Here is a 13,977-nt window from a genome sequence, read left to right on the forward strand (position 1 = left end):
AATAGTTGAAAATATAAATGCCTGCAAGTTAATTTATTTTGTCCAGCCAATTAATCCCCAAAAAACAGGAAGGAATTATTTCAAGAATATTGCGCACAATGCATGCTTTTCCTTGCCTGCGCCATTTGCCTTGCATATGATTAAGCTTTTGTTTTTATAAGTAATTACACCTTGGATGCATAATGAAATTTAATATAAGCTGCATGGCTATTCTTTTTTCTATAAGCGCAACGGTTGCAGCAGGCACTACTGGGGGCGCCTGTGTCGCGGGTAACGTCGCAACTCCTTGTGTTGAAAACAAATGGGATCTAGGTATTCAAGCTTTATATTTACAACCTTTGTACTCAGATTCCTATAGTTATTTCGGTTCATTTGTTGATGCCGGCGGCAACCGACTTTATAACCCCGAGCGCCCCCGACATGCCTGGGCTTTTAATTTACAAGGAGCTTACCATTTCGAAGCTGGCCGGGATTTGCAACTCAGTTGGTATCATTATGATAAATCCTACGGCAAGCAATATCTTACCGGAGACACTACTACTCCCAGCATTGACGCGGCAAATTTCCATCCCCGCTGGGATGCAGTAAACCTTGAGTTCGGGCAAATGCTGCAATTGCACGTGAAGAAATACATACGCTTTCATGGCGGAATACAATATACCCAGATTAAAATCACGCAAAACAATGTGAGCACCCTTGGGGAGCCCACTATGCAAAAGGATACATTAAAATTTAGCGGCGCCGGGCCACGCATTGGTTTGGATTTAGCTTATGACGTATTACCAGCTTTTGCTGTTTACGCGAAAGGAGGCTCATCCTTATTGCTAGGCACCAACAAATTTGCCCGCTCCCTCACGGTTGCAGATGTTACGGGAAGCGCCACAGGCCGACAAACCAGCTTGGTCCCGGAATTGGAAGGCAGCCTGGGTATGCAATATGCACATCTCTTCACCCACGGGACGCTGGAACTGACACTCGGCTATTTGTGGATCACTTATTTTAATGCCTTGCAAATTGGCCATGTAAATGAAGACCAAATAGATGAAACGAGCTTTTCACCGCAAGGGCCTTTTGTGGGAGTAAAATGGAGAGGCGGTAATTAAAATGGCTTATGGTCTGGAGATACTTCATGTCTTATCTAAAAAAAGTGCTGTTTGGTTTTTTGGGATGTTTTTTTTATTTAAATGCCTGGGCAGAAACGATTGTAAATCCCGCTCTTTCTGTGTGGGTGAATGAAGCCATCGTCTCCACTTATACTTATGATTATAAAAATTTTTTGCAGCGTCAAAAAGAAATTGCCCGTTATTTTACATCCCAGGGTTGGATAAATTACAGCAAGGCATTTACCGAATCCAAATTGCCTGAAACCGTGCAAAAAAATGCCTATGAGGTGAGTGCCGTTGCCGCCATGCCGCCCGAGATTACGAGCTTGCGCGATAACCATTGGCGAGCGGTAATGCCCTTGCTGGTGGTTTATAAAAACCCTCAATACGTACAAAAACAAATGCTTGCAGTAAGCATTGAATTTACTGTCGCTCCGAAAGGGCAAGGCATTCGGGGTTTGGCTATCGTAAGCCTCCAGTCTAAAGTCATTGAACCGCCCTGCAAATGTGCCAATGAATCCGTAGGTACCGCAGAAAATGCACCTTCATCCTAGGAAAACAACTTAAAATTCTTGTGTTCATAAAAGTATTTACTCAATGCTTAGAATCACTTACTGTATATGTTTGTTTTCCAGGGAGAGGAAAATGCACAGGAAGGCGTCTTCCCTACTATACGGGATTTTATTATTTCCTTTATTTTTTGCAGCACCCCTATTCGCACTGCCTTTGTACGAAACACCCCAGTGCGTCTTGTTGGGAGGCGAGCCTTCCCTGATTATAAAATTCAAACATTACACTTCTAATTTAAAAACAAAAAAACCACTGCCACAGACAATTTTGCAAAAAATCTCACTCCCTGGTATAAAATTTGTTAACGCTAAAACTTTAAGCCGCGGCTTATACCTTGTTTTTTTCGAACTCGATAAAAAACAAGATATAGCCAACCCTCCCGTTCAATTAAAAATTTTGCGAAAAAACTGTTTTACGCGAGAAAGCGTGCAGCAATTCGTCAATTACTTAAAAAAACACCCCGAAGTGGAAAGTGTTATTCCAAATTTCATCATTCCTCATGCAGCAACTGGCTTAACGGGTAAGTCTCCCTTTCAGCAGCAAATACTGCAAATCGAAGCCAAGCAATGGAACTTGATGAATCCGCCTGGTGGAGTGAATATCGAAGAAGCTTGGGGAATAACCACCGGTAACCCGAATGCCATGATTGCCGTTAATGATTCCGGTGTAGTAAACAATAATTCACTGAACCCAAACCTGGTTGTCGGCGTACATTTTTTTGATGGCGGGGAAACCAGTGTCGGTGCTGAACAAACCTGTGGCCCTGAGTGTTCCGGCGAACTCTTTTCCCATGGAACTGCCGTGGCAGGCGTAGCAGCTGCCTCAGGAAGATTGGCGTATGGTGAGCGAGTTTACGGGGTTGGACCCAGCCTTAGAATTCTTCCTGTCAATCAAACCACTCCAATTGACGATACGGCAAGATGTAATGCGGCAGGCCTCACTGCACCATGCCTGCTTACCGTCGCTGCTGATATTATAAATGCTTTAGCCTGGGTAGCTGGAGAACCTTTTACAGACCTGCCAACCCCGCCCGTGCAATTAGTAGCATTAAATGCCAGCTATGGTATACCCAATGAATGCGAACCGCTTTTACAAGAGTTAATTGATCAAATTTTAGCTAAAAATATTACTGTAGCTGCCGCAGCAGGAAATGAAGACCTCAATACAGAGACGAGTTTCCCAGCCAACTGCCGTGGCGTAATTGCAACAGCGGCAACGGATGTCAATGGGCTGCGTACTTATTACTCAAATTTTGGTAATTTGGTGGCATTGGCCGCACCGGGAGGCGACCCGACCGTGCCTGGCCCCAATGATGGCCTTATTTACACCACAGGACTTAATGAATATATCAGTATTGCCGGAACCAGTTTTGCCTCTCCTCATGTTGCCGGCGTGGTTGCATTGTTATATTCCATAGACCCGACCCTGACTCCTAAACGAGTAAGAAAGCTTCTCACTAGTACCGTATCCCCTTTCCCGCCAAGCTCCAATCCGGAAAAAAGCTGCGTGGGCGTTAAATCTTGCGGCGCTGGCATACTGAATGCGGGCAATGCGCTGCAACAAGCACAAAGTATTGCTCCCGCACTACAATGGAACGCAAACTTAACCATAAATTTACTAAGTAGCAATTTTGCCACCATCAGCTGGCTGCCGGCGCGCTGGCTGCCTAAGCGCTCTACTCCTATTGTTTATTCGGTTTACTTAAATGGCATACCTGTGCCTGGATGTATCGATTTATTGACCTTTACTTGTACTCTGAGTAATTTGGCGGCAAATACCAATTATACGGTGGAAGTGTTTGCCAGTGATTACCGAAAAATACTCTCCGTCAGCAGCGGACAAAAACCTTTGCTTGCAGCCCCGGTATTAACACAAGCAGTGCGTAACCCTTTGAATAAAACCGTGGCATTCATTTATTTCAGCAATTTTGGAACTGTTCAATCAGGCATCAGCTATACCGTGAATGGCTTGCCTGGAGCAAGTGCTAGTTTTGATGCAATGCATAACCGCTTTGTCGTAAGCGGCGTTAATACTCCACGTGCTGTAACAATATCCATTACGAGTCATTTTGGTATTATGCAGCAATCAAACTCTGTAACCATACCCGCGATTCTATAAGGGACTTAACATGCATAAAAAAATACAATTCATCTTATTCGCGGCATCGAGTTTGCTACCTTTAAGCGCCTTGCATGCCGGATGGTACGCCGGCGTTAATTTAGGCGCCAATTTTGTCAAAATTGAAAAAGACCTCATTTACCCATTGAGCGGCGCAACTCCTACCACAGCAAGCTTTCGCAGCGCCTACAATAATTTTCATGGACAATTGTTAGCAGGTTATGACGTTCACATAAAAGACAAATACAGTTTGGCTTTGGAAGGTAACGTTGACTGGTTTACCGGAAATTCCAAGTTTATTATTGATAACTGGTTTTTAACCACCGATGCCCGGGCTGAGGAAAAGCTTAAAACGGGATGGGGATTATTTTTACTGCCGCAGTATCATTATCAAGACAATATCCGCTTCTTCATAGGGCCAGGCATCTCGCAAGCCAAATTTGCGGTGAATTCAGGAAGTACTGCCGGAAATGTCGGGGTTACCGGGGATTTTAACAAATGGTTAACCGGTTGGGGGCTTAAGACAGGGACTGGTATTCATATCCATCCTAAAACAGAATTGGTGTTGACTTACCAATACACTAATTATAATACGGCGCAGTGGGCAAATATGGAGCCTCTATCGGCAGAAAGCTTAAGCGCAAGGTACAAACCCATCGTCAATACAGTCATGGTAGGGCTCACTTACACTTGCGACGCCCCAACACTTGATAATAAATAAGATGAAATACACTACTTCAAAAAGCAGCGATGATTCTGAATATGAAAGTGAGGGGGGCACGACCTATCGCTGGGAAAATGCAAAAAAAATTATCGGGCAAGGCAAGTATGCTTATGCCAGGCGTTTCATCTCGCCCTTTTCCGGCAAAACGAAAGCAGTCTTAAGCCCCAACGAAAAGGAAAAAGAAAAAATAGATTTTTCTGAAGCACAAAATAAATTCTGCTTTTTCAATGCCCTACATCCAAAACAATGCCATTTGGTTAAACTTGAAAATACTTATCGCTTAGTTTTACCTGAAGTTCCCGGCAAATTGTATAGACATTATAAAGAATCTTTTATAACCAAAGTGCAACAAGCCGAATTTTTTTTGTCTGCCGTAAGAGCGCTTAAAAAAGCACATGATGCAAAAATAATCGTGATGGATTTACACGAAAAAAATATATTTTTCGAGGATGAGAGCAAGGTAAGTTATCTCATTGATGGCGGTTTATCCCACTGTTCCCAAGCGCCCTTGACTGGGGTTTTTAAATGCGATACGCAATCTGAGCTTGAATATAAAAAGGTTAAATACAAGCAATTGCCACCAGAATGCTGGCATTTGAAAATACATTCCGTGCTTGCTGCTCCCGCCATGGATATTTATTCGCTGGGTACCATGATGGAGCGGATGCTAGGCTTTTATATTCATCCCCAAATTAAACAGCTTGCGGTGCTATGCCAGCAGGAAAACCCGGTAAAAAGGCCAACGCTTTCCACTTTGGAAGAACAGTTAACTCATCTGTTGACTGAACATACAATCGAGCAAGTGCTAAAAATTGTATTGGAAGAAGAAGATAGCAGCGGGCATCACAACCGCTCCTGTCATCTTTAAATTTGCAAGCAATTAAGACGTTACTTTGAGCACAAGATATGTTACGTGCGCTAGAGTAAAAGCCCCTATCAATAGGAGTATAAAATTTAATTTCCACGGAATGGTAATGTTAATCGCCGATTGCTCGGGCTTCTCAGGATTATAAAATACATCAATGCTCTCATTGGATTTATAAGCATGGGCAACTTCATAAGCTACTTTTCTTGCATAGCGAGTATTCGGATTATTGTGCAAGGTATCAAAAAATAAATGCTCCCCGATGAATTCACGGTCATTCACTTTATAAATATACTCAATTTTGGGCCATAAACGATGCCCCTGGGCCATCCATTCGCAGCGGGTTACCTGCCCTTTGGTTACCCACCATGAGCGCGTTTGTACTATTTCCCGCCGCGCCCGCCAAAAATAGGCAAAAAGCAGGAGCAAAAAAAGCAGCCAACCTATATCGACCAGGATCTGCCAGGATAAAAACTGCGTCACGTGACCGCCTTATAGACTAAGTAAGCAGATAAATTTAGACTATATATTATAGAATGATAAATTTCCGCATTATATGAAAATCTCGTTTACTTTTCTTCTTAGCTTTTTACTGCCTTCTTTAGCTTGCAGTATGGATGCTAATACAACGCTTTTACCTGAGCCATTTCCAGTATATTTTTCGCAAACTGGGGTAGCTAATCAATTCTATCCGGGGATGCAACAGGTACTTTTGCCTACCGATAATACTTATAAGGGAAATCCCGGCTGCTACATCCTTTGCTATACGAGACATAAAGGCTTATATCCAGTCTCCCCAGGCATATATGCTACTGGGCAAATCAGAGTAAAGGGTACCTATGTAGGCCGGTTATGCCGTCCTCACGGTTATGAAAGAAAAGACATCAGCAATGAAACTTTCTTTAAGCAACTTTGCAAGAAAAAAATTCAAGCCTGCCGCAATTTAACTTGTTGGGCAGGGGGCGATAGCGGCGGTTGGTTCGGCATTCAATAATTAAGCTTCTTAAATGTATTAAGATCAATAACCCTATCCGCCATATCGATTGTTTCCTGGCGGTGCGCGACTATGATTTGCGTGATGCCCAATCCTTTTAAAGCTTGGTTGATCTTTTTTTCATTCTCTACATCGAGATGACTTGTCGCCTCATCCAAAAATAAAATTTTCGGATTTTTATATAAGGCTCTAGCCAATAATAAGCGCTGCTTTTGTCCGCCTGACAAACCGGCACCCATTTCACCTATTAACGTTTCATATCCCATTGGCAATTGACAAATTACTTCATGAATACAGGCGGTTTTTGCTGCATGATGCAGTGCATCCATGTTTATGCATTCTTCAAAAAAAGAGATATTTTCCAGAATAGAACCGGTTAACAAAGTATCTTCTTGCATCACGGATGCAGTAAGCTCACGATAATTTTTCAAACCAAAATCCCCAAGAGCCATGCCATCTACTAAAATTTCACCTTCAATTTCGGTAAACAAACCCATTAAAATTTTTAATAAAGTAGACTTTCCGCAACCCGATGGCCCAATAATGGCTACTTTCTCCCCTGCTTTTATCTCAAAATTTATCCCCTGCAGCACATAAGGCGCATGTGCGCTGTATTTAAATGATACCTGTTTGGCCAACAATGAACCTCGTATTTGCCTTTTAGCGCCAGCCTCGCCAATGCACTCAGGTTGCTGGAATACAATATCGCCTAAACGGTTCAACTGGATAGAAATCAACTTGTAATCAAATACATTCTGAATAAAAGAGGAAGCTTTATTTATAAGCATCAAGCGATAGGAAAGAAAAGCCATCAACATCCCAATGGAAAATTTATTGGCAAACACGAAATAAGCGCCCAGGCAAATGATGCCTAAGTGCTCAAGGTGAAACAAAAACTGGCTTAACGTCTGATAAAACACTTGCATGCGAGCAACTTTTATATCTGCATTTAACGATTGGATATAGGAATTACGCCAGGTATGCAGGCGTAACCGTTCTTTTAAAAAGGATTTGACGGGTAAAATACCTTGTAAGGTTTCAAGGAATATCGATGCCGTTTTCGCATGCAAGTGTATGGAAGCTTCGCTTTGCTTTCTCACAAACTGGTAAGTGGCATAGCGTATAGCGACGTATACGGATAAAGCGCCTAGGACAAAAAACGTAAGCACCTGATTATAAATAAACATGACCAAGACGTTGATGAAAATCATGAAGCCATCCAGTACAGTATTTACGAAATCGGTACTGATTTTTTTCTGAATTTGGTCAATCGATTGAAATTTGGATAAAATATCCCCTTTATTTCTCTGTTCAAAAAAATTGAGCGGTAAATGGAGTAAATGTTGCAAGACATTACTGGAAAATTGTTCTGTTAAGTGGTTGGTTAAATAAATCACCATGTGGCCGCGAGTGTATTCAATGATGATTTGCAGCAACAGCAAAATGCTAAAAGCCAATGCGATAACCAATAAATTGTTCAATTCATTAGATATTAATACGCTGTCCGTTACATATTGAATAAATAATGGATTTAACAAGCCTAAAATCTCTATCGACAAAGAGAGAAGCAACAGAAAAACAATGAATTTCTGTATGCCTGTCGTGCTTTTGACCAAGTCCAGGAGCCCCAGCTTGTTTTTGCTGCGGATCTTTTCAAAACCATCACTCTTTTCAACTTCAAGCAAAATACCCGTAAACGAAGCCGATGCTTCTTGCATATTACAGTGACGGATCCCCATGGCCGGATCATAAATTGTGATCGAATTGCGATTCACTTTTTTAAGAACCACAAAATGATTTAAATTCCAATGTAAGATAGCCGGGCATTTTACCAGCGCCAATTCAGATAATGGCACTTTTAAGGCCCGTGCAGCAAAACCAAGCTTTTCGAATAAATTTTTTAGCGTTGCTAACGTCACCCCATGCAGCGTTGGTTTATCAAGCTTGCGGATGGCATGCATATCCAGTTCATGCCCCCAATAATTGCTTACCATGGCAACGCAAGCGTGCCCGCACTCAGCCGCTTCATCTTGGAGAATTAAAGGTAAGCGCAAGCGTTGCTTAAAAACTAACATTGGATTATTCGTCATACAAACAGTGCTCCGTAATAACTGTAAAGAGGATCCAATATCCATTGCCAAACCTTGCGCTTGGACCCAATAACTACTGCAGTTAATGTCATGCCATGCTGGATTTCTTTTTCTTTCCCATAAATTAATACCGTTTGTTGTTGCAACTTAGCCGTAGCCTTATAATAAGGCTCGCCCACCTGCATCGGTTTTTCTTCCTCAGCGTCTGTGAGTATGCTCGCGCTAATGTCATCAATAACGGCACGGTAGGTACCAAACCGGGTGTAAGGATAAGCATCATAATGGATTAAAATGGCTGTATTTTTCTGTAAAAAACCCGCTTTTTTGACAGGAATAAATAACTCTGCACGCAAGGCCGAGTTTTTTGGGATAATTTTCAGCAAAGGTTTAGCCACATCGAGGTATTGCCCGGGAGTGAACATTATGCTGGCAATTACCCCATCAACAGGCGCTCGCAAGCAATAAAGTTGGCTTTGCCGATATTTGAAAATTTCAATCTCAAGCAAGCTCAATTTATGTTTTAATTGCAGCAATTCTTCCTGTTTTTCATTGAAAGAACTTAACGATGCATAGTGCTTTTGCAGCAATTTTTTTACTGCTTGTAAATGCTGCGTCTTATAAACAATTTCTTCTTCAACCCACCTTTTTTGCTTTTGCAATTCTTTTAATAACTTTTCTTTATCATGCCCGCTTAACCCATCCAAAGCAGTATCAATTAAAAAAAGCGCGTCTCCCTTTTTGACTTCTTTCCCTTGCGATACATAACTCTTAATAATCAAGCCATTGGTTTTGGCGTAAACTTTGGAAACTGCTTTGCTGGTATTGATATAACCTGATACGACAAATTTTTCTGAAAATTCGGCAAATGTGAAAAATAAAATGATTAAAATCACAGTAAGCATTGCAGCCAAGGCCATGTTACGGTATTGCACTGGCGTATTAATAAATACCGAGCCATAAATTTGCAGTTTTTTATTATCGATAACGGCTTGGCGAAATAAATTTTTATTCATTTTATTTTCAATAAGTAAAGCGATGCCAACCGCCTGCTATTTACGCAGGCAGTTGCATGCGAAGTGAATAATCAGGCGGGTTTATTTTGCTGGGTCAACCATTTTTGCCAAGATACAAGATCATTTTCACCATAATTTTTTCCACTCAGGGACTTTAAAATGGCATAGGCAATCTCATGGTTGTTGAGCTGCTTAAGTTTTAATAAAGCCAATAATTTATTTCCTGCTTTTTCAATCAATATTTTTTGGGTTTCGCCATTTTTAGAAGCTTGCAGCAATACAAACAAGGACTTGTTCCTATCGGATACATAAGGAGAATCCAGTAAAGCGATGAATGGCTCTACGTTAATTTTATTTATATTGGCTCTTAACATGGTCATATCGATGACACGTATCACGTTATTGCGTACGCCGTCATCTGCATCAAGCACATGCGGAAGTAACAGGGTGATAATTTCCTGCGGGTCGTTGAATTGACCTATTAAAAAAGCCGCTGCCGCGCGCCGTTCCGGATCTTCATCTTCATTCATTGTGCTTATAATCAATGGCTTTTCCTGAGGCGTGTGTGTTTTAAAAATCTGTAAATATGGTTTTAATTTAGGATGCGCAAACCCTGCCGCGCAATGGTAAAAAGGGCATACCATCTTTTTCTCATCTATCTCATTATTTCCTATGAGCTGAGTTTCAAGCCGCGTGTATTCAATCATCGAATCGATTAAATTATTCTTTGCTTTGCGCTTTCCCGTAAAAAATGGCTTGGGCGTCACAAAGCGCATTCTCTCAGGCTGTTGCTTTTCGATTATTTCTATAGTCGTATAAAATTGTTTTCCAGCAGGTTCGGTGGGATAAAATACAGTTTGAAATTCAACAAAAAGAAAATTACCTTGCTTTTTGATAGATTCCGTTAATTGCAACTTTTGCAACAATAATTTTTCCAGGGACTTATCCACTTTACCCTGCGCGCTAAAAATTTTTTTTTGCAGGGCTTCTTCAAGCTGACCTATTTGTGCCGCATGTTGTTTTAAAATTTTCTCTGATTTTTTTTCATCTACACCATACACATCTACAATGCTTTGCGCAAATACAGGCGTGCAAAGAAAAAACCCGGTTAAAAAAGCAACGATATATTTCATTAACTCATCCTTTATTAATATTAAAGCCCATTTAAATACACATGATATTGCATGTTTTCATCTACAATTTTTGCCACCTCCTCATGGTAACTTGAAATCATCCGCCGATGTTGTGGGGGCACCCAGCGAAAATTTCTGGTTTTTTGCATTAAAAAATGAATAAACATATCAAGCATTGGCAACTCGGGACAATACGCTTCAAGCCATAAAAACTGCCCTTGCTCATTGACTTCCAAAAAGACGTATTCCCCCTCGGGTGTGACTATGAAATCCAAAGAACCAAATACCAGTTGCATGCTTTGCATAAATTTTTTTATCTTGTGCTCAACCGAAGCGGGCAATAAATAAGGTTCTACCTTAAGCTTACCTTCCGGAATGGCACGCCAATCCATCTTCCCCTCGGGATGCTCCTGAGAATTTAATTTTGCGGCAACGACATGATCTCCAAAGCAAACTATTCTTAATTCGTAAGCTTTTTGCACTTCTTTTTGATATATGCCTGGCGACAATTGCAGTAATTCTTTATCTGGGAAATCCCTACCGTGTATTTTTGCGGTATAAGCAATCTTTATACTCTTCTCATCTGACCAAAAATGCGCACATAATGGCTTATAAATTACACTGTCTTCATGGCCAGCAATAAAATGCTCAATATCATCCGGATCATTGGAGCATAAAGTCTTGGGAATTAATAAGCCACATTGTATGGCTTTTTGTAATTGATATAATTTTGCATTGGCCCTGGTGGCCGCTTCTTTAGGATTAACCCACCATGCATCAGGCGCCAGGTTATAAAGCATGGATTCGTGGAACAAGACATTTTCACGCAATACAAATTTATGATCAGCAACATGTACTGCGCCAGTTGGCAGATAAGGTTTGCGCACGCGCCGCCACCACACGACATCATATTGGTTTTGTACAAAAGAAGCTTGGGCATCCGAGCTTTTCCAACAATAACTATCGGGTGTAACGTACACGGAATTTTTTTGTTTTGTGGGATGATCGGCAGTAAATAACAACCTGACGGTTTCTCCTGACTCCTCCAATGCCAGCTTCACCAACACTGCATCGGTATCATCAGGTTCTGTCGCAATTAAATATTCCATTTATTTTCCTGTAAAAACTGGACTTGCTGTCATGAAGCGCCCTGAGCTAGCCAGGGCTTTCGCTTATAAATCACCATCGACTACGACATCATAAATTACGTCTGAAGCGACTCCGGATACTTTGACGGTTTGACGCGTGGTGAGTTGCGGTCCTCCCCCGCCAGACACTTGCTCCAATTCCTCATTGGAGATTTGTTTTGCTAAGGTGTAACCGAGGACTCGCTTATTTTTATTTTCCATTTTAAAACTCCAGTTTGTGTGTTCTTAACAAGGAAAAATCCCTTTAACCCGTCAAGCATTAACTTTTTCTTCCTGAAAACAGTAAAGCCGCAGTGTGATAAATTAAAAACGTCAGGCTACAACCGTGATGGCAGGTGCCGTAAAAAAATGAATGGGAGTTAGAAAGTTTGAGTAAATTGCAACAGAGATAAGGGATTGAAGAATATCCATAATTTGTCCTTGCTAAAATGTTTCCAAATATTCCTTTGCGAAGCCACGGTTAAGCTACCATTACAAAATTAAAAAGACAATACACCCCAAAAAAAATTTCTTTATGCAAACAACCAAGCCCCTGGCTGTGATGCATGGATTTCCATAAGCATGCATTTCCGGATAATTTTCTTAAAAGCGACGCACCCATTACAATCAGTTATACTTAAAACAGATTTCACTCCGTGCAGCCAAGGTTTTGCTCATCCGCCGACAAACACTTGCTGCCCATAACCATCACGGTATAATCAGAACAATTGTTTAAGGAAGGGACCGCAATGATTGCAAAAACACCTCTGCATGGCAGACATGTGGCGTTAGGTGCAAAAATGGTTAATTTTTACGGCTGGGAAATGCCACTGCACTATGGCTCGCAAGTAGAAGAACATCATCACGTCCGGCAACATGCCGGCATGTTCGATGTCTCCCATATGACGGTTGTTGATGTTTTGGGAGCAGGCGGGCGACAATTTTTACGCAAACTGCTCGCCAACGATGTAGATACCCTGGAACATACGGGACGAGCGTTATACAGCTGCCTTTGCAACGAACATGGGGGCATTATTGACGACTTGATCGTCTACCAAAGAGCTCCCGATAATTATCGCCTGGTTTTAAATTCTGCAACGCGCGCACGTGATTTGGCTTGGCTTCGCGACAAGATTCATGGCTTTTCCGCAGGCTTGCAAGAACGCACCGATTTAGCCATGCTGGCAGTCCAAGGCCCTGATGCCATTGCCAAAATGACGGCTATCCTAAATCCTGCCCAAAGCGATGCTATTTCAACTCTGACCCATTTCGAATGCGTCGATGTAGACGGTTGGTTTTTCGCACGGACCGGATATACAGGCGAGGACGGGCTGGAAATCGTCGTGCCGCAAGAGACCATAACCACTCTTTGGGATATCCTTTTACAGGCAGGCATCAAACCATGCGGTCTTGGAGCACGCGACACCTTGCGTCTGGAAGCTGGTTTATTGCTATACGGGCAGGATATGGACGAAACCACAACACCTCTTGAATCGGGATTAGCCTGGACAGTAAAGCTCGAACCGCAAGATCGTGATTTCATCGGCATGGGAGCTTTGCTTTCCCAAAAACAACAAGGCATTCGCCGGAAATTAGTAGGCTTAACTTTATTGGAAAAAGGGATCATGCGAGCCGGCCAGCACGTTATTATTCCTGGCCAGACAGAAGGTATTATCACCAGCGGCACATACTCCCCCACATTGCAAACTTCAATTGCTTTAGCCCGAGTGCCTGTCAACACCTCAGAAATGGTACAAATAGACATACGCGGCAAGCTTGTTCCGGCGAAAGTGGGCAAACCCCGCTTTGTAAAATATGGCAAACCCCTTAAAGAGGATTAATTTAAGTCATGAACAATATTCCCAATAATCTTAAATACACCCGCACGCATGAATGGCTACGCCAGGATGAAGAAGAAATGACAATGGGGATCACCCATCACGCCCAAAATTTGTTGGGAGATTTAGTCTTCATAGAATTGCCGAAAGTGGGCGATGTCATCAATGGCGGTGATGAAATAGGCGTTATTGAATCCGTTAAAGCCGCTGCAGATTTTTATTCGCCCATTAGCGGTGTTGTCATTGCCATTAACCCGCAAGTGACTGAAAATCCAGGCTTGGTAAACAAAGATCCTTATGGTGCAGGCTGGCTTATAAAAGTAAAAGCCAGCAATTTTGACGATGTTGGCAACTTATTGGACGCCGAAATGTATCAGGCTGAGATAGGAGAGGATCACTAAG

Annotated in this window: 14 protein-coding genes; 8 read left to right on the plus strand and 6 right to left on the minus strand. The window is 42.0% G+C overall.

Features of this window, described 5'->3' with window-relative positions:
* The first annotated feature begins 182 nt into the window (after positions 1-182).
* The 5 genes from NKV53_RS10395 (at position 183) to NKV53_RS10415 (ending at position 5,383) form a co-directional block, all read left to right on the plus strand.
* A complete protein-coding gene (locus tag NKV53_RS10395) occupies positions 183-1,103 on the plus strand; it encodes an Lpg1974 family pore-forming outer membrane protein (protein WP_253351081.1) in 921 nt (306 codons plus the stop codon).
* A gap of 26 nt (positions 1,104-1,129) precedes the next feature.
* On the plus strand, positions 1,130-1,657 hold the full coding sequence (locus NKV53_RS10400; protein WP_253351084.1) for a DotI/IcmL family type IV secretion protein: 528 nt from the start codon (positions 1,130-1,132) through the stop codon (positions 1,655-1,657).
* A 91-nt stretch (positions 1,658-1,748) separates the two neighbouring features.
* Positions 1,749-3,791 (plus strand): S8 family serine peptidase, encoded by a 2,043-nt coding sequence (locus NKV53_RS10405; RefSeq protein ID WP_253351086.1) that lies wholly within the window; start codon positions 1,749-1,751, stop codon positions 3,789-3,791.
* Positions 3,792-3,801: 10 nt separating this feature from the next.
* Positions 3,802-4,512 carry an outer membrane protein gene (locus tag NKV53_RS10410; protein WP_126953160.1) on the plus strand — a complete coding sequence of 237 codons (711 nt, stop codon included), beginning with the start codon at positions 3,802-3,804 and terminating at the stop codon, positions 4,510-4,512.
* A gap of 1 nt (position 4,513) precedes the next feature.
* The gene (locus tag NKV53_RS10415) at positions 4,514-5,383 is read left to right on the plus strand and encodes a hypothetical protein (protein ID WP_253351088.1); all 870 of its coding nucleotides are present in this window, start codon (positions 4,514-4,516) and stop codon (positions 5,381-5,383) included.
* Between the two features lie 12 nt (positions 5,384-5,395).
* Here NKV53_RS10415 and NKV53_RS10420 read toward each other — a convergent pair whose 3' ends face one another.
* Entirely contained in the window at positions 5,396-5,863 is a 468-nt protein-coding gene (locus NKV53_RS10420) for a DUF3592 domain-containing protein (protein WP_126953162.1), read from the minus strand.
* 73 nt (positions 5,864-5,936) lie between these two features.
* Here NKV53_RS10420 and NKV53_RS10425 point away from each other — a divergent pair, with 73 nt between their 5' ends.
* Positions 5,937-6,374: a hypothetical protein gene (locus NKV53_RS10425; protein ID WP_127057316.1), complete on the plus strand. Its 438-nt coding sequence runs from the start codon at positions 5,937-5,939 to the stop codon at positions 6,372-6,374.
* Here NKV53_RS10425 and NKV53_RS10430 read toward each other — a convergent pair.
* The 5 genes from NKV53_RS10430 to NKV53_RS10450 form a co-directional block, all read right to left on the minus strand.
* Positions 6,368-8,464 (minus strand): peptidase domain-containing ABC transporter, encoded by a 2,097-nt coding sequence (locus tag NKV53_RS10430; RefSeq protein ID WP_158616449.1) that lies wholly within the window; start codon positions 8,462-8,464, stop codon positions 6,368-6,370. The genes NKV53_RS10425 and NKV53_RS10430 overlap by 7 nt on opposite strands.
* The gene (locus tag NKV53_RS10435; protein WP_126953165.1) at positions 8,461-9,477 is read right to left on the minus strand and encodes an HlyD family secretion protein; all 1,017 of its coding nucleotides are present in this window, start codon (positions 9,475-9,477) and stop codon (positions 8,461-8,463) included. The genes NKV53_RS10430 and NKV53_RS10435 overlap by 4 nt, the downstream gene beginning before the upstream one ends.
* 71 nt (positions 9,478-9,548) lie before the next feature.
* Positions 9,549-10,610 (minus strand): HEAT repeat domain-containing protein, encoded by a 1,062-nt coding sequence (locus NKV53_RS10440; RefSeq protein ID WP_126953166.1) that lies wholly within the window; start codon positions 10,608-10,610, stop codon positions 9,549-9,551.
* Between the two features lie 20 nt (positions 10,611-10,630).
* Positions 10,631-11,719 carry a hypothetical protein gene (locus NKV53_RS10445; RefSeq protein ID WP_127032287.1) on the minus strand — a complete coding sequence of 363 codons (1,089 nt, stop codon included), beginning with the start codon at positions 11,717-11,719 and terminating at the stop codon, positions 10,631-10,633.
* Positions 11,720-11,782: 63 nt separating this feature from the next.
* Positions 11,783-11,959, minus strand: a complete 177-nt coding sequence (locus tag NKV53_RS10450; protein ID WP_126953168.1) for a bacteriocin — start codon at positions 11,957-11,959, stop codon at positions 11,783-11,785.
* 527 nt (positions 11,960-12,486) lie between these two features.
* Here NKV53_RS10450 and gcvT point away from each other — a divergent pair.
* Entirely contained in the window at positions 12,487-13,578 is a 1,092-nt protein-coding gene (gene gcvT, locus NKV53_RS10455; RefSeq protein ID WP_127032288.1) for a glycine cleavage system aminomethyltransferase GcvT, read from the plus strand.
* Between the two features lie 8 nt (positions 13,579-13,586).
* Positions 13,587-13,976, plus strand: a complete 390-nt coding sequence (gcvH, locus tag NKV53_RS10460) for a glycine cleavage system protein GcvH (protein ID WP_126953170.1) — start codon at positions 13,587-13,589, stop codon at positions 13,974-13,976.
* The last annotated feature ends 1 nt before the right edge of the window (position 13,977 follow it).

The sequence above is a fragment of the Legionella sp. 27cVA30 genome, from assembly GCF_024160945.1.
Classification (GTDB): Bacteria; Pseudomonadota; Gammaproteobacteria; order Legionellales; family Legionellaceae; genus Legionella_A; species Legionella_A septentrionalis.